Annotated in this window: 14 protein-coding genes and 1 pseudogene; 10 read left to right on the top strand and 5 right to left on the bottom strand. The window is 65.0% G+C overall.

Going from position 1 to position 16,311, the window contains the following annotated elements:
* Positions 1-2: 2 nt before the first annotated feature.
* Together ettA and U5A65_RS35200 are read left to right on the top strand one after the other, a co-directional pair.
* Positions 3-1,667, top strand: coding sequence for an energy-dependent translational throttle protein EttA (ettA, locus tag U5A65_RS35195; RefSeq protein ID WP_028218401.1), 1,665 nt, complete (start codon positions 3-5; stop codon positions 1,665-1,667).
* Positions 1,668-1,824: 157 nt separating this feature from the next.
* Positions 1,825-2,976 carry a DUF748 domain-containing protein gene (locus tag U5A65_RS35200; RefSeq protein WP_321938290.1) on the top strand — a complete coding sequence of 384 codons (1,152 nt, stop codon included), beginning with the start codon at positions 1,825-1,827 and terminating at the stop codon, positions 2,974-2,976.
* A 27-nt stretch (positions 2,977-3,003) separates the two neighbouring features.
* On the opposite strand, the gene U5A65_RS35205 is transcribed toward U5A65_RS35200, so the two are convergent.
* The 3 genes from U5A65_RS35205 to U5A65_RS35215 form a co-directional block, all read right to left on the bottom strand.
* Entirely contained in the window at positions 3,004-3,627 is a 624-nt protein-coding gene (locus tag U5A65_RS35205; RefSeq protein ID WP_321915860.1) for an HAD family phosphatase, read from the bottom strand.
* Between the two features lie 43 nt (positions 3,628-3,670).
* Positions 3,671-5,485, bottom strand: a complete 1,815-nt coding sequence (locus U5A65_RS35210; protein ID WP_321949163.1) for an aminopeptidase P family protein — start codon at positions 5,483-5,485, stop codon at positions 3,671-3,673.
* 63 nt (positions 5,486-5,548) lie between these two features.
* Positions 5,549-5,806: a hypothetical protein gene (locus U5A65_RS35215; protein ID WP_321915862.1), complete on the bottom strand. Its 258-nt coding sequence runs from the start codon at positions 5,804-5,806 to the stop codon at positions 5,549-5,551.
* A 195-nt stretch (positions 5,807-6,001) separates the two neighbouring features.
* Between U5A65_RS35215 and U5A65_RS35220 the strand changes: the two genes are divergently transcribed.
* The 7 genes and pseudogenes from U5A65_RS35220 to U5A65_RS35250 all read left to right on the top strand — a co-directional run bounded on the left by U5A65_RS35220 (position 6,002) and on the right by U5A65_RS35250 (position 12,347).
* Positions 6,002-6,748 carry a response regulator transcription factor gene (locus U5A65_RS35220; RefSeq protein ID WP_321915922.1) on the top strand — a complete coding sequence of 249 codons (747 nt, stop codon included), beginning with the start codon at positions 6,002-6,004 and terminating at the stop codon, positions 6,746-6,748.
* Between the two features lie 27 nt (positions 6,749-6,775).
* Positions 6,776-8,062: pseudogene (gene hemA, locus U5A65_RS35225) on the top strand (glutamyl-tRNA reductase); the annotation flags it as partial.
* A gap of 189 nt (positions 8,063-8,251) precedes the next feature.
* A complete protein-coding gene (gene prfA / locus U5A65_RS35230; RefSeq protein ID WP_321949164.1) occupies positions 8,252-9,334 on the top strand; it encodes a peptide chain release factor 1 in 1,083 nt (360 codons plus the stop codon).
* A gap of 13 nt (positions 9,335-9,347) precedes the next feature.
* Positions 9,348-10,202 (top strand): peptide chain release factor N(5)-glutamine methyltransferase, encoded by an 855-nt coding sequence (prmC, locus tag U5A65_RS35235; RefSeq protein WP_321949165.1) that lies wholly within the window; start codon positions 9,348-9,350, stop codon positions 10,200-10,202.
* A gap of 119 nt (positions 10,203-10,321) precedes the next feature.
* Positions 10,322-10,633, top strand: a complete 312-nt coding sequence (gene grxD / locus U5A65_RS35240; protein ID WP_158758724.1) for a Grx4 family monothiol glutaredoxin — start codon at positions 10,322-10,324, stop codon at positions 10,631-10,633.
* A 145-nt stretch (positions 10,634-10,778) separates the two neighbouring features.
* The gene (locus U5A65_RS35245) at positions 10,779-11,402 is read left to right on the top strand and encodes a UbiX family flavin prenyltransferase (protein ID WP_321949166.1); all 624 of its coding nucleotides are present in this window, start codon (positions 10,779-10,781) and stop codon (positions 11,400-11,402) included.
* 150 nt (positions 11,403-11,552) lie between these two features.
* Positions 11,553-12,347 carry a class III extradiol ring-cleavage dioxygenase gene (locus U5A65_RS35250; protein WP_321915865.1) on the top strand — a complete coding sequence of 265 codons (795 nt, stop codon included), beginning with the start codon at positions 11,553-11,555 and terminating at the stop codon, positions 12,345-12,347.
* Between the two features lie 107 nt (positions 12,348-12,454).
* Here U5A65_RS35250 and U5A65_RS35255 read toward each other — a convergent pair whose 3' ends face one another.
* Positions 12,455-14,050: an APC family permease gene (locus U5A65_RS35255; RefSeq protein ID WP_321915866.1), complete on the bottom strand. Its 1,596-nt coding sequence runs from the start codon at positions 14,048-14,050 to the stop codon at positions 12,455-12,457.
* Between the two features lie 433 nt (positions 14,051-14,483).
* Here U5A65_RS35255 and U5A65_RS35260 point away from each other — a divergent pair, with 433 nt between their 5' ends.
* On the top strand, positions 14,484-14,687 hold the full coding sequence (locus U5A65_RS35260; RefSeq protein WP_027797379.1) for a cold-shock protein: 204 nt from the start codon (positions 14,484-14,486) through the stop codon (positions 14,685-14,687).
* Between the two features lie 218 nt (positions 14,688-14,905).
* Here U5A65_RS35260 and U5A65_RS35265 read toward each other — a convergent pair whose 3' ends face one another.
* The gene (locus U5A65_RS35265) at positions 14,906-16,165 is read right to left on the bottom strand and encodes an Hsp70 family protein (protein WP_321915867.1); all 1,260 of its coding nucleotides are present in this window, start codon (positions 16,163-16,165) and stop codon (positions 14,906-14,908) included.
* Positions 16,166-16,311 lie beyond the last annotated feature (146 nt).

Genomic DNA, 16,311 nt, shown 5'->3' on the forward strand with positions numbered 1-16,311 from the left:
TCATGGCCCAATACGTCTTCACCATGAACCGGGTCGGCAAGATCGTGCCGCCCAAGCGCCAGATCCTGAAGGACATCTCGCTGTCGTTCTTCCCCGGCGCGAAGATCGGCCTGCTCGGCCTGAACGGCTCGGGCAAGTCCACGCTCATCAAGATCATGGCCGGCGTCGACAAGGACATCGAAGGCGAAGCCACGCCGATGCCCAACCTCAACATCGGCTACCTGCCGCAGGAGCCGCAGCTCGACCCGGAAAAGACCGTGCGCGAAGCGGTCGAAGAAGGTCTCGGCGACGTGTTCAACGCGCAGAAGAAGCTCGACGAAATCTACGCGGCCTACGCGGAGCCGGACGCCGACTTCGACGCACTCGCCGCCGAGCAGGCAAAGTACGAGGCGATTCTCGCGACGACCGACGGCAGCGCGGAGCAACAGATCGAAATCGCGGCAGACGCCCTGCGCCTGCCGGCCTGGGACGCGAAGATCGGCAACCTCTCGGGCGGTGAAAAGCGCCGCGTGGCGCTGTGCAAGCTGCTGCTCGAAAAGCCCGACATGCTGCTGCTCGACGAACCGACCAACCACCTCGACGCCGAATCGGTCGAGTGGCTCGAGCAGTTCCTCACGCGCTTCCCGGGCACCGTGGTCGCCGTGACCCACGACCGCTACTTCCTCGATAACGCCGCCGAGTGGATTCTCGAACTCGACCGCGGCCACGGCATTCCCTGGAAGGGCAACTACTCCAGCTGGCTCGACCAGAAGGAAGAGCGCCTGAAGCAGGAAGAAGCGACGGAATCCGCGCGCCAGAAGGCGATCAAGAAGGAACTGGAGTGGGTGCGCCAGAACCCGAAGGGACGTCAGGCGAAGTCGAAGGCGCGTATCGCCCGCTTCGAGGAACTGTCGAGCTCGGATTACCAGAAGCGCAACGAAACGCAGGAAATCTTCATTCCGGCGGGCGAGCGTCTGGGCAACGAAGTCATCGAGTTCAAGAACGTCAGCAAGTCTTACGGCGACCGTCTGCTGATCGACGACCTGAGCTTCAAGATTCCGGCGGGCGCGATCGTCGGCATCATCGGCCCGAACGGCGCCGGTAAGTCGACGCTCTTCCGCATGCTCACGGGCAAGGAACAGCCGGATTCGGGCGAGATCGTGCAAGGCCCGACGGTCAAGCTCGCGTATGTCGACCAGAGCCGCGACGCGCTGGCCGCCAACAAGACCGTGTTCGAAGAGATCTCGGGCGGCGCGGACGTGCTGACGGTGGGCAAGTACGAAACGCCTTCGCGCGCGTACATCGGCCGCTTCAATTTCAAGGGCGGCGATCAGCAGAAGATTGTTGGCAACCTCTCGGGCGGTGAGCGTGGTCGCCTGCATCTGGCCAAGACGCTCATTTCGGGCGGCAACGTTCTGCTGCTCGACGAGCCGTCGAACGACCTCGACGTCGAAACGCTGCGCGCGCTCGAAGACGCCCTGCTCGAATTCGCGGGCTCGGTCATGGTGATTTCGCACGATCGCTGGTTCCTCGACCGTATCGCCACGCACATCCTCGCTTTCGAAGGCGACTCGCAGGTCACGTTCTTCGACGGCAACTATCAGGAGTACGAGGCCGACAAGATCAAGCGTCTCGGCGAAGAAGCCGCGCGTCCGAAGCGTCTGCGCTACAAGCCGATCAGCCGCTAAGCGTGCTGGATCGATAGCAAACAACGGCGGCCCGCGGGCCGCCGTTGTCATTCTGGCGGCGCGCGCGGCATGGCGGTTGCTCGAAAGCCGCTACGCTTGGGGTCACTTCGCGTCACTCAAGGCCTGAACTCCGGTCCTCCCCCGAAAGGAATTCCGTATGGCGACGCCGCTGCGCAACCGTGTTCTCCTGATCGTCGCGATCGTCGTCGCGCTGCTCGTGCTCGCGGCGCTCGGCACGCTCTACGCACTGCAGCGCGAGGCAAAGGCGTACGTGGAGCGCGCGCTCGCGCCCGTCGGCTCGGCAGCGAGCGTGAATGTGGCGTTCGATCTCTCGTCCGTCGAACTCACCGACGTGCGCCTGAAGCCCCCGCCCAACTGGCCCACCGCCGACACGCTGCGCGCCGCGCGAATCACGATCACGCCCGACCTGCGCGCGCTGCTCTCGCACCGCGTGCACATTCGCGACGTGAGCGTGAGCGACTTCACGATGACGGTGCTGCGCCAGCAAAACGGCTCGATCCAGATCCTGCCGAATCTGCGCGAAGAAATGACGCAAAGCGACGCGAGCGCCGCGCAGGGAGGCATCAGCCTGCCTCAGGAAAAGGTCATCGACCATATCGGCTTCGAAAACGGCACGTTCGACTTCTACGATCGCTCGGTGAGCAATCCGCCGTGGCGCGTCACGGTGAACCGCGCGCAAGCGAGCGTCGACAATGTCCATCTGCCCGCGCTGAGCGAGCCCACGCGCGTTTCGGTGACGGGCAATGTCGTCGGCCCGGAGCACACCGGACGCATGACGTTCAACGGCTGGATGCAGATTGCGAGCAAGGACTCGCAACTCCATACGACGTTGCGCGGCATGGATGTGCGCACGATCGATCCCTACCTGCTGAAAAAGGCTGGCGCGAAGGCTAACGTGACGGGCGGCACGCTCGACCTCGACCTGAATTCGACCGTGCGGGGCTATCACCTGCACGCGCCGGGCACGCTCACGTTGCATAACCTGCAACTCGCGGAAAGCGGCGACGCCGTGGACACCTTCTTGTCGATTCCGACGCGCGCCGCCGTGGCGGCACTGAAGGCGCACAACGGTGAGATCACGCTGCACTTCGTGCTCGAAGGCAACCTGCGCGACCCGAAATTCAAGCTCAACGAAAACCTGATGACGGAGTTGCGCGCAGGCTTCGCACAGGCGCTCGGCGTGAGCGCAGAAGGGGTGGCGAAGGGCGCCGGGCAAACCGCGAAGGGGATCGCCGACGCGCTGCGCAGCTTGCTGCAGCCGGTGGCGCCGGCGCCTGCATCGAAATAACGCGCAGGGGCGCGGACGCTAGCGCGGTTAGACCGGCAGGCCGAGTTCGCGCAGTTTCGCGTCGGTGGCGGCGTTGCTCGTGTGATGCACGCCATGCCAGCCGAGCGCGGTGGCGGCTTTGGCGTTGTGCGCGTTGTCGTCGATGAAAACGAGTTCCTCGGGCTTCACGCCAGGCAACTGCACGTCGATACGGCGAAACATCTCGTGGAAGATCGCCGGATCGGGCTTCACGAGCTTCACGCGGCCCGACACGACGATATCGCGGCAGCGGCGCAGGATGCCGAAGCGCTCCCACGCCCACGGAAACGTCTCGGCCGACCAGTTGGTGAGACCGAAGATCGGCACGCCCGCCGCTTCCAGGCGCTCGAAGGTGGCGACGCCGCCCTCCAGCAGCCCGGCGACCATCTCGTGCCAGCGATCGTAGAACGCCCGAATGAGCGCCTCGTGCTCGGGAAACTTCGCGACCAGTTCCTCGGTGCCGACGGCGATGGGCTCGCCGCCGTCCTGGCGGATCACCCAGTCCATCTTGCAGACGTTCGTGAGGAACCAGCGGCGCTCGTCGTCGTTGGGAATGAGCTTGCGATAGAGATGCTCGGGACTCCAGTCCACCAGCACCCCGCCGAAATCGAACACCACTGCCTTGATCGTCATGCGTTTGCGCTCCGCTTGAACACCCATTGATTACCAGAGGAAATCAGATCGGCTGCGTGCGCTTTTCGAGCCACGCGAGCGCATCGCCGCTCACGTGCGGCGCCACGCGCACACGCACCGTCTGGTGGTACGCATTGAGCCATTCACGCTCGTCCGCGCGCAAGAGCGCCAGATCAATGCAGCGCGTGTCGATCGGACAAAGCGTGAGCGTCTCGAAGTCGAGGAAGTCGCCGAATTCGGTCGTTTCGGCGCGCTGGTTCAGCACGAGATTCTCGATGCGCACGCCCCACTTGCCCGGCCGGTAGATGCCCGGCTCGACCGAAGTGATCATGCCCTCTTCCATCGCGGTCCAGGGCTCGGCCGGCGCGTAGTGCGATATGACCTGCGGACCTTCGTGCACGTTCAGGAAGTAGCCCACACCGTGGCCGGTGCCGTGGCCGTAGTCCGCACCCGCTTCCCAGATCGGCGCGCGCGCGATGGCGTCGAGCATCGGCGAGCGGATGCCGCGCGGGAACTTCGCGCGCGAGAGCGCCATCATGCCCTTGAGCACGAGCGTGAAGTCGCGCTTTTGCTCCGCGCTCGGTGTGCCCACCGGCACGACACGCGTGATGTCGGTGGTGCCGTCGAGGTACTGGCCGCCCGAGTCGATGAGCAGCAGGCCATTGCCTTCGATCACGCTGTGCGATTCGGGCGTGGCGCGGTAGTGCGGCATCGCGCCGTTCGCGTTGAAGCCCGCGATCGTCGCGAACGAGAGCGACTTGAAGCCCGCACGGCGCGCACGCGCGGCGGAAAGCTTTTCGTCGATGGTCAGTTCGGTGATGGTCTCGCGGCCAAGCGCGGCCTCGAACCACGCGAAGAATTCGGCGAGCGCCGCGCCGTCCTGCTCCATGGTCGCGCGCACGTGATCCGCTTCGGCGGCCGTCTTGCGCGATTTGAAGAACGTGCTCGGATTGACCGACTCCACGAGCTTCACCGCCGACGACACCGCCTGCAGCAAGCCGTACGTCACGCGGCGCGGATCGACGAGCAGCGCGGCCTTCGCGGGCAGCGCCGCGAGCGCGGCGGCGGCCTCGGCATAGGGCGCGACGCGCACCTTGTCTTTCGCGAGCGACTGCACGAGCGCCTCGCTCACCTTGCCGTCGGCGACGAAAAGCGTCGCCTCGTCCGGCCCGATCAGCGCGTGCGCGACGAACACCGGGTTGTAGTTGACGTCCGCGCCGCGCAGGTTGAAGAGCCAGGCGAGGTCGTCGAGCGTGGAGACGAAATGCCACTGCGCGCCCTTCTCCTGCATCGCGCGGCGCACCTGGTCGAGCTTGCCGGCGCGGCTCGTGTCGGCGTGCGGCGCGACGTGCTCGTACACGGGCTCGAGCGGCAGCGACGGGCGGCCCTGCCAGACGTCGTCGAGCAGATCGAGGTCCGTGCGCAGCGCGACGTCGCGCGCCTTGAGCGCATCGGCCAGCGCGCGCGCCGAGGCCACGCCGAGCACCGCGCCGTCCACGGCCACCGCGCCGCCCGCGCTCACGTTCTGCGCGAGCCAGTCGATGTGCGGTGCGCTCTGCTGGCCGCCCATCATCTTCATGAGCTGAATGCCGGTGCCGGCCAGTTGCTGCTCGGCTTGCACCCAGTAACGGCTGTCGACCCAGACGCCCGCAAAATCCTTCGTCACCACGAGCGTGCCTACCGAGCCCGTGAAGCCCGAGAGCCATTCGCGCCCCTGCCAGCGGCGCGGCAGGTATTCGGACAGATGCGGATCGGCGGACGGCACGAGCGCGGCATCCACGCCAGCGCGCGCCATCGCGGCGCGCAGGGCGGCAATGCGTTCAGGAATCGAGGAGGTTTCGGGGAGTCGGGCGTTCATGTTTTCACCTGCGAAGAATTCGAAGCGGAAGATCTGGGTTTGGCCTAAGGCGGCTGCGCGCGGCTAGCTGCGCCGCGCGCGCAGCGCCACGCACACACCCACGAAAACGAGCGCGAGTGCCGTGCAAAGCGGCCACTGGAGCAACTCGCCATCGTAGAAAAGACCGGTTGCACTGCCGGCCGCGTTCGCGAGCGCCGCACCGAGCACGCCGGCCACGACCGCCAGTGCGAGCGAGTGGCGTGCGGCACGGCGCTGGGGATGGAGCCACCATCCCGCACAGCCCACCACCAGACCAAGAATGACAATACCGGTCCAGCCCATTAAAGACTTGTCCTATAGGTTTTCGGATAAGTCTGATAGGACTGCCGAAGCACGAGAGCTAGCATTTGCAACTTGGTTAGTCTCTTTTAAAACTGGAAAACGGTCGGCTCGGCGCTTCCCGCGTAGCGGTTGAGTGTAGGGGGCAGGATGGCGCAAGGCAAGCGCATCCGGGCCGCTCCAGCCGCACTCTCTCGTATGCGAATCGCCCTTGTCGAACCAGACGCCGGTCAGGCCGAAACCCTCGTCCGCCTGCTCATTGCGGGCGGGCACGCATGCCAGCACTTCCCGCTTGGCGCCCAGCTCTTCGAAACCCTCGAAGACGAAACCTTCGACCTGTTGATCGCGGCATGGTGGTGCGGCGACGTCGGCGCTGACGACGTCATCCCCCAGGCGCGCAGGTTACTCCCCGGTCTGCCCGCCATCGCCCTGATGCTCGCGCCCCATGAAAGCGAGATCGTCGCGAGCCTGCAGGCCGGTGCGGACGATTGCATCGCCAAGCCCGTGCGCGGCCCTGAAATGCTCGCGCGCATCGACGCGCTCCTGCGCCGCGCCGGCGTACGCCGGCCACGCAACCGCGCCCGTCATGGCTTTGGGGACTACCTCTTCGATTCCGGGCGTTACGAAGTATCGTTTCGGGGTCACACTGTCACGCTCACGCCCAAGGAATACCGCTTCGCGCTGCTGCTCTTCACCAACGCATCGCGCCCCGTTTCGCGAGCGCGCATCCTCGAAACCGTGTGGAATTTGAACCGCGACGTTCGGTCGCGCACGCTCGACACACACGCCTCTCGCCTGCGCAGCAAATTGCAGCTCGGGCCCGAGTACGGCTGGCGTTTGACCACTTTGTACGGCTTTGGCTACCAGCTCGAAAGACTCCCCATATCACCTGCCGGAGTGTCGGACTCTGTCGACGCGAATGTCGGAAGCGAGGAAAAGTTATAATATCCGCCTAAATCTCGCCCCCATGGTATGCAGCTTCTAACGATCGGAATCAATCACCACACCGCGCCCGTCGCCTTGCGCGAACGCGTGGCGTTTCCGCTCGAACAGATCAAGCCCGCGCTCGCCCTGTTCAAGGAAGCGTGGTCCGGCAAGCGTTCGCTGAGCGCGCCGGAAGCCGCCATTCTCTCCACCTGCAACCGCACCGAGCTTTACTGCGCGACCGACGCGCAAAGCTCGCGCGACGCCGCCGTGAGCTGGCTTTCGCATTACCACGGCATCCGCGAAGAGGAACTTGCGCCGCACGTCTACACGCTGCCGCAGTCCGAAGCGGTGCGTCACGCGTTCCGGGTGGCTTCGGGGCTCGATTCGATGGTGCTGGGCGAAACGCAGATCGTCGGCCAGATGAAGACCGCGGTGCGCACCGCGACCGAAGCGGGCGCGCTCGGCACCTATTTGAACCAGTTGTTCCAGCGCACCTTCGCCGTGGCGAAGGAAGTGCGCAGCACGACCGAAATTGGCGCGCAATCGGTCTCCATGGCCGCCGCCGCCGTGCGCCTCGCGCAGCGCATCTTCGACAAGATCGCCAATCAGCGCGTGCTCTTCATCGGCGCGGGCGAGATGATCGAACTGTGCGCCGCGCACTTCGCCGCGCAGCAGCCGCGCGAACTGGTCGTCGCAAACCGCACCGCCGAGCGCGGGCGCTATGTTGCCGAACGTTTCGGCGGGCGCGCCATTCCGCTCTCCGACCTGCCTACGCGCATGCACGAGTTCGACATCATCGTCTCGTGCACGGCGTCCACGCTGCCTATCATCGGTTTGGGTGCCGTGGAGCGCGCGGTGAAGGCGCGTCGTCACCGCCCCATTTTCATGGTCGATCTCGCGGTGCCCCGCGACATCGAGCCCGAAGTCGCCCAGCTCGAAGACGTGTTCCTCTATACCGTCGACGATCTCGGCACGATCGTGCGCGAAGGCAATGCCTCGCGCCAGGCCGCCGTCGCGCAAGCGGAGACGATCATCGAGTCGCGCGTGGCGAACTTCATGCAGTGGCTCGACTCGCGCAGTATCGTGCCGGTCATCCGCCACATGCACACGCAGGCCGACGCGCTGCGTCGCACCGAGCTCGAACGCGCCCGCAAGATGCTTGCGCGCGGCGACGACCCGTCCGCCGTGCTCGAAGCGCTGTCGCAGTCGCTCACCAACAAGCTGATCCACGGTCCGACGCATGCGCTCAACACGTCGAGCGGCGATCAGCGCGACTCGCTCATCGAGCTGATGGGCGGCTTTTATCGCCACGGCCAACCGGCCAAGGCAACCGAAGTCTCGCAAAGCGCAACGGATGTCACGGGCGCCTCGCGCTCCGCCGACTCCTCTGATTCGTCCGGTTCCTCCGACCGTTAGCGACGCCCGGGCTCGGGCGCGCGCCATGCGCACCCTGCACAACCGGGCCGCACGCCCGCCTCTTCTCTCTCGCAGTCCTATCCGGAGTTCGCTCCGCACCGCCCGATGAAAACGAGCATGCAATCGAAGCTCGACCAGCTGACTACACGCCTGGCCGAGCTAAACGACCTGTTGAGCCGCCCCGACGTGACCTCGAACCGCGATCAGTACCGCAAGCTCACGCGCGAGCACGCGGAACTGGGGCCGGTGGTCGAGCACTACGGCCAATGGCGACAGGCCAAAGACGACGAGGCCGCGGCGAAAGACCTGCTCTCCGACGCCTCGATGCGCGACTTCGCCGAAGAAGAGGTGAAAGCCGCACGCGAGCGCATGGCGCAGCTCCAGCACGAATTGCAGATGATGCTGCTGCCGAAAGACCCCAACGATGACCGCAACGTGTTCCTCGAAATCCGCGCGGGCACGGGCGGCGACGAGTCGGCCCTCTTCGCGGGCGACCTGCTGCGTATGTATCTGCGCTACGCGGAGCGCAACCGCTGGCAGATCGAGATGATGTCGGCGAGCGAGTCGGATCTCGGCGGCTACAAGGAAGTGATCGTGCGCATTGCCGGCGAGGCGGCGTATTCGAAGCTCAAGTTCGAGTCGGGCGGCCATCGCGTACAGCGCGTGCCCGCCACCGAAACGCAGGGCCGCATCCACACGTCGGCCTGCACGGTTGCGGTGATGCCGGAAGCCGACGAGATCGGCGAAGTCGAGATCAATCCCACCGACCTGCGCATCGACACGTTCCGCGCCTCGGGCGCGGGCGGCCAGCACATCAACAAGACCGACTCGGCCGTGCGCGTGACGCACCTTCCGACCGGCATCGTCGTGGAGTGCCAGGACGACCGCTCGCAGCACAAGAACAAGGATCGCGCGCTCAAGGTGCTCGCCGCGCGCATCAAGGACAAGCAGTACCAGGAGCAGCACGCGAAGGAAGCGGCCACGCGCAAGAGCCTCGTGGGCTCGGGCGACCGCTCGGAGCGCATCCGCACCTACAACTTTCCGCAGGGGCGGCTCACCGATCACCGTATCAACCTCACGCTCTATCGCCTCGAAGCAATCATGGACGGCGACCTCGGCGAACTGATCGGCGCGCTCGTTTCCGAACATCAGGCCGAGCAGCTCGCGTCGCTGGGCGACGCGGATTGAGCGTGCATCAAACATGAGCGAAGCCGTTACCGCTGAGGCGCTGCTGCGCGCCTCGCCGCTGCCCGCGCTGGAGACGCGCATTCTGCTGATGCACGTGCTCGGGTGGCGCCGCACCGAACTCATCACGCGCGGCGACGAGGCGCTTGAAACGAGCGCCGTCGCGGCCTACCGCGACCTCGAAGCTCGCCGCGCGCACGGCGAGCCGATTGCGCAGCTCGTGGGCGCACGCGAGTTCTACGGCCTCGACTTCGACGTGACACCCGATGTGCTGATTCCGCGCCCCGATACCGAGGTGCTCGTGGAAACCGCGCTTGCGGCGCTCGAAGGCATCGCACAGCCGCGCGTGCTCGACCTCGGCACCGGCAGCGGCGCGATTGCGGTGGCGCTCGCCTCGGCAAGGCCCGATGCGCGCGTCTGGGCCGTCGACCGTTCGGCGGCCGCGCTCGACGTGGCGTCGCGCAACGCCGCGAAGCTGCTCGACGCGGGGCGCCCCGGCGGCCCGCTCGCGTTCGTCGCGGGCAGCTGGTACGACACGCTCGATCCGGCGCTGCGCTTCGAGGCGATCGTGAGCAATCCGCCCTATATCGCAAGCGGCGACCCGCATCTGGAGCAAGGCGACCTGCGCTTCGAGCCGCGCGGCGCGCTCACCGACGAAGCCGACGGCCTCACCGCCTTGCGCGCGATCGTCGCGGGCGCACCGGCCCGGCTCGCGCCGGGTGGCGTGCTCTGGATGGAACACGGCTACGACCAGGCGGCCGCTGTGCGGGCGTTGCTCGAAAGCGCCGGTTTCACGGACGTGCGCTCCGAGCGCGATCTCGCCGGGATCGAGCGCATCAGCGGCGGGCGTCTTCCGTTGCCGGCTGGCTGAGCGTAACCAGGCGCATCTGAGCACAACGCTGGCCACGCCCGGCCCGCTCAGGCGAAATCCGCTATCATTTCATCCTGCATTCCAACGTATTCAGCATCAATTCAATCGCAAGGTCAGTCATGGACACCCAACAACGCATCAAGCAGATCGTCGACGAAAACGCCGTCGTCCTCTTCATGAAGGGCAACGCGCAGTTCCCGATGTGCGGCTTCTCCGGTCGCGCGGTGCAGATCCTGAAAGCCTGCGGCGTCGATCAGTTCAAGACCGTCAACGTGCTCGAGGACGACGCGGTCCGCCAGGGCATCAAGGAATTCTCGAACTGGCCGACCATTCCGCAGCTCTACGTGAAGGGCGAGTTCATCGGCGGCTCGGACATCATGATGGAGATGTACCAGAACGGCGAGCTGCAGCAGCTCTTCGCCGCGGCGTAATTGCCGGCAACGGGGCGGCATCGGGCGCATTGCGTGGCGCCCGCGCCGTCCCGAGCGCACGGCGCGCTACGCCGGCGCTAGTCTTGAGGCGCCTTCGCCTCGACCTCACCTCGCCTTCGCTTCGACTCCCGCCTGACCGCCTGACGTGAATACTGCCTCCCAAGCCTCGCCTGCTATCGCACAACTGCCGCAACGCCGGCTGATCGTCGCGATCACGGGGGCCACGGGCGCGATTTACGGCGTTCGCATGCTCGACATGCTGCGGCAGCTGGGCGGCGTCGAAACGCACCTGCTCGTTTCCGCCGCGGGCTGGCTCAACATTCAGCACGAGCTGCAGCTCACGAAAGACGACCTGCACGCGCGAGCCGATGTCGTGCATTCAGTACGCGATGTCGGCGCGACCATCGCTTCGGGTTCGTTCGCGACCGACGGCATGATCGTCGCGCCCTGCTCGATGAAAACGCTCGCGAGCGTCGCCCATGGCCTCTCCGACAATCTGATTGCGCGCGCCGCCGACGTCACGCTCAAGGAACGCCGCCGTCTCGTGCTGCTCGTACGCGAAACGCCGTTCAACCTCGCGCATCTGCGCAACATGACGGCAGTGACCGAAATGGGCGGCGTGATCTTCCCGCCGCTGCCGGCCTTCTACAACCAGCCGGCTTCGATCGACGAGATGGTCGATCACACGGTCGCGCGCGTGCTCGACCTGTTCGCGCTCGGGCCCGCACTCTCGCCCGCCTGGCCGGGGCTGCGCGGCGGCGACGAGTAAGCGCCCGCCGCATCTTTCTGCGCCGCTTCGATTATCAATATCGGCGACACAATCAATTCCCTTTCGCCCCGTTTAATTCGCGACGGTTGGGTCTTATATTGATCGCAATACGATACTTTCGGACCGCCCCGGCGCGGCCAGCTCACGATCATGACCACCCGCACGCCTTCCCTTTTCCTCTCGCACGGTGCGCCTACGCTGCCGATCGACCCGTCGCTGCCTTCTGGCGGCTTTACCGCGCTCTCGCAGCATTTGCCGCGTCCGCAGTCGGTGCTCATGCTTTCCGCGCATTGGGGCACGATGCGCCCCGCGGTGAGCACCGCCTCGCAGCCTGAAACCATCCACGACTTCTACGGCTTTCCGCGCGCGCTGTACGAAATCCAGTACCCCGCGCCGGGCGCGCCCGAGATGGCGCAGCGCGCAGCGGCGCTGCTGCGCGAGCAAGGCATTCCTGTCGATGAGCAAGCGCATGGCCTCGACCATGGCGCGTGGGTGCCCATGCTGCTGATGTTCCCCGACGCCGACGTGCCCGTCGCGCAGCTTTCGGTGCAGCCACGCGCCAACGCCGCGCATCACTTTGCGCTGGGCCGCGCGCTGCGCTCGCTGCGCGACGAAGGCGTGATGGTGATCGGCTCGGGCCAGATCACGCATAACCTGCGCGAGGCGGACTTCTCGGCGCGCCCGGAAGATGCCGATCCGCGCGTGGCCGAGTTCACGCAGTGGTTCGAGAATCACCTCGCCGCGCGCGACATCGACGCATTGCTCGACTACCGCCAGCGTGCACCGCACGCCGTGCTCATGCACCCGACCGACGAGCATCTGCTGCCCGTGTTCGCGGCGCTAGGCGCAGCCGACGACGACTACACACTCGGTGTGCAGTCGCTCGGCACCTACCAGCGCGCGCTCGCGATGACGAACTACGTGTTCGGCAGCGCGGTGCAATAACGCCGCGGCGAGCCGCCACGCAGGCTCGCGTTTGCTCAAAAGGCAAAAAAGCCCGCCTGAATCGCTTCAGGCGGGCTTTTTGTATTGCGCGACGCTTGCTTTGATACTTAGTGCGCGCCGATACCTTCGAGGACTTCGTCGTGCTCCTCGCGTTCCGCAAGGTACGGCGAGCGGTAGCCCGAATTCACGCCCCAGTAATAGAACACGAGCGAGATCAGCGCGACGACGAGCATGTCCCAACCGTAGGGAAGCAGACCGCTGCCGCCGAACTGCTTGCTGCCGAGCAGCGAGAGGAGCGCCATGATCGGCAGGTACGCGCACAGCCACCATGCAGCCTTCAGATCCTGGCCCCAGCCTTCATAGCCCTGCTTGCCCTGGAAGTAGAAGTACACCGGCAGCGCGACGACCATCAGCAGAATGATTTCGCCGGTCAGCGGCCACTTCGCCCAGTACAGGATCATCGAAGCGCAGACGAACGCGAACGGCGCGATCACCTTCATGAACGGCACGTTCAGCGGGCGCTCGATGTCCGTGGCGGCGCGCTTGAGCGCCATCAGGCTGATCGGGCCGGTCAGGTACGAAATCACCGTCGCCACCGAGATCACTGCCGCGAGCGAGCTCCAGCCGCGGAAGAAGAACATGAAGATGAACGAGACGAGCAGGTTGAACCACATCGCGTTGCGCGGCACGCCGTAGAACGGGTGCACGTTGCCGAACATCTTCGGCATCGTGTTGTTGCGCTCCATCGCGTAGATCATGCGCGAGGTCGTCGCCATGTAGGTCGTACCGGTGCCGCTCGGGCTCACGAACGCGTCCACATACAGCAGGATCGCGAGCCAGTTCAGGTTCAGCGCGATCGCGAGTTCCGCGAACGGCGACTTGAAGTTGAACGTGTTCCAGCCCTTCGCGACGTCAGCCGGATTGACCGCGCCGATATACGCGATCTGCAGCAGCACGTAGATCACGAGCGCGCAGAGGATCGAGCCAATGACCGCAAACGGCACGCTCTTGGCCGGGTTGCGCGCTTCGCCCGCGAGGTTGATCGGGCTCTGGAAGCCGTTGAACGCGAACACGATGCCGCTGGTGGCAACCGCCGTGAACACCGCCGACCAGCCATACGGCGCGAACGTGGTCGTCTGGCCGAAATTCTCGTGGTGGAAGCTTCCAGCCATCAGGCCAATGATCGTCAGACCCGGGATGATGAACTTGAAGATCGTGATCGCGCTGTTGGCACGTGCGAACAGCTTCACACCCCAATAGTTGAGCATGAAGTAGATGATCACGAGAATCGCCGAAAGGCCGAGCCCTGAATGTGTCAATGACCCGTCGACGAAGAGCGCGTGCGCCCAGTCATAGGGCCAGGTACTCATGTACTGGATCGAGGCTTCGGCTTCGATCGGGATGACCGAGACAATGGCGATCCAGTTGGCCCACGCGCTGATGAAGCCCACCAGTGCGCCGTGCGAGTAGCGGGCGTAACGGACCATACCGCCCGACTCCGGGAACATCGCACCGAGTTCGGCGTAGGTGAGCGCGATGGCCAGAATGACCACGGCGCCGATGATCCAGGCGCAAACGGCCGCCGGGCCTGCAATCTTCGCCGCCTTCCACGCGCCGAACAGCCAGCCCGAACCGATAATCGACCCGAGGCCGGTGAACATCAGCGCGAACGGGCCGATGTTCCGTTGAATAGAACTTTTCACGTCTTCTCCTGTTTCAAGAGCAGCTCGACAACGCGTTTATCCCGTCTGTTGTGCGGGCGGGTTTCCCGCAGTTGTCGTACCTCCACACGAAAGATTGCGCCTGTAGGCGCAACTTCAGCGCGGCGCGTAGTTTAACCGGTTGCACCACGGAAGGGCGCCAAAAACGACGGCCTAATACAAAAAAGTCATTTGCTTATCAAGGTTTGTAAGGGTCAGTTTCGACCCTGTAGCAAAAAAATACGAACTTTCCCGGGGACCTAGTTGACCTTCCTGGCGTTTAGCCGTATAAAGTTCGGGCAGGATTTCAAGCGGCGAGTGTGAATAGGTCTTTCGTAGTTCGCCCATCAACGGTACTCCGGCTGGTCCCATACCCCTTCCTTGATTTTCGTGCACCTCTCGGGCTTCGGCCTTCATTCATTTTTAGGAAAGTAATATGGAAACCGGTACCGTCAAGTGGTTCAATGACGCTAAGGGCTTTGGCTTTATCACTCCGGACGGCGGCGGCGAAGACCTGTTCGCGCACTTCTCGGAAATCAAGGTTGACGGCTTCAAGACGCTGCAAGAGAACCAAAAGGTTCAATTCGAAGTCCGCACGGGCCCGAAGGGCAAGCAAGCTGCCAACATCAAGCCGGTCTAAGTACTGCGCTTATTGGTCTGCTAAGGCATTTAGGATCTGAACGCAGCTTCTGCGAAGTTCCTGACTAGCAAGCTTACCGAAAAACCCCACGCTTCTTCTCGAAGGTGGGGTTTTTTCTTGCCCGCGTTTTTCAGAACGGATTTTCAACGGGGATTAGCTTCCCCGCGCGTTCAGCCGTGCATTGAGACGCGCATTCAGCCGCACATTCAGCCGCGCATTCAGCCGAACAGGCGCTGCGCGTGAATGCCCAGGCCCGTCGCCACGCTGGCAAGACGGTCGCCGAACACGGCCTGCGACTGCGGAAACGCCTCCGCCAGCGCCTGCGTGAGGAATACGAGGCCGGTGGAGCCGCCCGTGAAGTAAAGCGCGCTCACCTGCCCGGGCGCCACACCCGCCGCCTGCACCGTTTCACGTGCGGCCTGCACGATGCGCCGCGTCTCCTCGCGGCCCGCCTCGACGAGTTGCGCGTCGCCGAATGCAAGGCGCAGATCCGTCTCGACCGCCTCGAGGTCGATCATCGTCTCCCCGCCCGCGGAAACGCCGATCTTCGCCTCCTCGGCGCGCGCCGTGAGCGCGTGCCCCAGCCGCTCGTCGACCACGCGCATCAGCCGGTCGTGTTGACGCGTGTTCGGGTACAGATGGCGCATGAGCTTCAGCTCGGTCGCGCGCTTGGGAGTGTAGATCGTGTTGATGAGGTGCCAGGTCGCCAGATCGAAATAGATGCGGTTCGGCACTTCGCGGCCCTCGGGGTCGAGCGACTGGTAGCCCAGTTCGCGCAGGATGGTCGCGAGTTCGACGCGGCGGTCGAAGTCGGTGCCCGCCACGTGCACGCCGTGGTGCGCGAGCACGTCGTCCTTGCGCTCGAGGCGCGACATACGATCCGGCCCCACACGCACGAGCGAGAAGTCCGACGTACCCCCGCCAATGTCGGCCACGAGCACGAGCCCTTCTTGCGCGAGGCGCGACTCGTAGTCGAACGCCGCCGCGATCGGCTCGTACTGGAACTCGATTTCCCGAAAGCCCACGCGGCGCGCCGCCGCTTCGAGCTGGTCCTGGGCGAGCCGGTCGGCGCGCGGGTCTTCGTCGACAAAGAAGACGGGGCGGCCCAGCACAGCACGCGTGATGGGCGCACCCGAGCAGCGCTCGGCACTGCGCTTCAGGTGCTCCAGGAAGATCGTGATGATCTCGGTATAAGGAATCGCGCTGCCGTCGCCGAGATCGGTCGTGCTCTCGGCGAGCGGCGAGCCGAGGATGCTCTTCATCGAGCGCATCAGCCGGCCGTCGAAGCCGTCGATATAGGACGCAAGCGCCGCACGCCCGAATTCGCGCGTGTGTTCGTCGACGTTGAAGAACACCGCCGTGGGCAAGGTGGTGTGCGCGCCTTCCACCGGCGCGAGGCGCATCGCGCCGTCGGCCGCTGCCGGGAGCGCCACCGCCGAATTGGAAGTTCCGAAGTCAATCGCGCAGAAGCTGGTCATGGCAAGAGCGCGCCGCAGCGAATGCGCGCGCAAGAGAGGAAAGGTCGGGGGGATCGGCTTTGTAGCACGAAAGCGCGGCGCGCGGCAACCGCAGGCCCATGATGCGGCCCCGGGAAGTAAAAAACGCGCGGCCCGCGCCGCGCGTT

Origin of the sequence: Paraburkholderia sp. J10-1 (assembly GCF_905220165.1) — a bacterium.
Taxonomy (GTDB): domain Bacteria; phylum Pseudomonadota; class Gammaproteobacteria; order Burkholderiales; family Burkholderiaceae; genus Paraburkholderia.

Coding starts and splice junctions, on each gene's coding strand:
- ettA (WP_028218401.1), top strand. CDS start 3: ATGGCCCAATACGTCTTCACCATGAACCGGGTCGGCAAGATCGTGCCG.
- U5A65_RS35200 (WP_321938290.1), top strand. CDS start 1,825: ATGGCGACGCCGCTGCGCAACCGTGTTCTCCTGATCGTCGCGATCGTC.
- U5A65_RS35205 (WP_321915860.1), bottom strand. CDS start 3,627: ATGACGATCAAGGCAGTGGTGTTCGATTTCGGCGGGGTGCTGGTGGAC.
- U5A65_RS35210 (WP_321949163.1), bottom strand. CDS start 5,485: ATGAACGCCCGACTCCCCGAAACCTCCTCGATTCCTGAACGCATTGCC.
- U5A65_RS35215 (WP_321915862.1), bottom strand. CDS start 5,806: ATGGGCTGGACCGGTATTGTCATTCTTGGTCTGGTGGTGGGCTGTGCG.
- U5A65_RS35220 (WP_321915922.1), top strand. CDS start 6,002: ATGCGAATCGCCCTTGTCGAACCAGACGCCGGTCAGGCCGAAACCCTC.
- prfA (WP_321949164.1), top strand. CDS start 8,252: ATGAAAACGAGCATGCAATCGAAGCTCGACCAGCTGACTACACGCCTG.
- prmC (WP_321949165.1), top strand. CDS start 9,348: ATGAGCGAAGCCGTTACCGCTGAGGCGCTGCTGCGCGCCTCGCCGCTG.
- grxD (WP_158758724.1), top strand. CDS start 10,322: ATGGACACCCAACAACGCATCAAGCAGATCGTCGACGAAAACGCCGTC.
- U5A65_RS35250 (WP_321915865.1), top strand. CDS start 11,553: ATGACCACCCGCACGCCTTCCCTTTTCCTCTCGCACGGTGCGCCTACG.
- U5A65_RS35260 (WP_027797379.1), top strand. CDS start 14,484: ATGGAAACCGGTACCGTCAAGTGGTTCAATGACGCTAAGGGCTTTGGC.
- U5A65_RS35265 (WP_321915867.1), bottom strand. CDS start 16,165: ATGACCAGCTTCTGCGCGATTGACTTCGGAACTTCCAATTCGGCGGTG.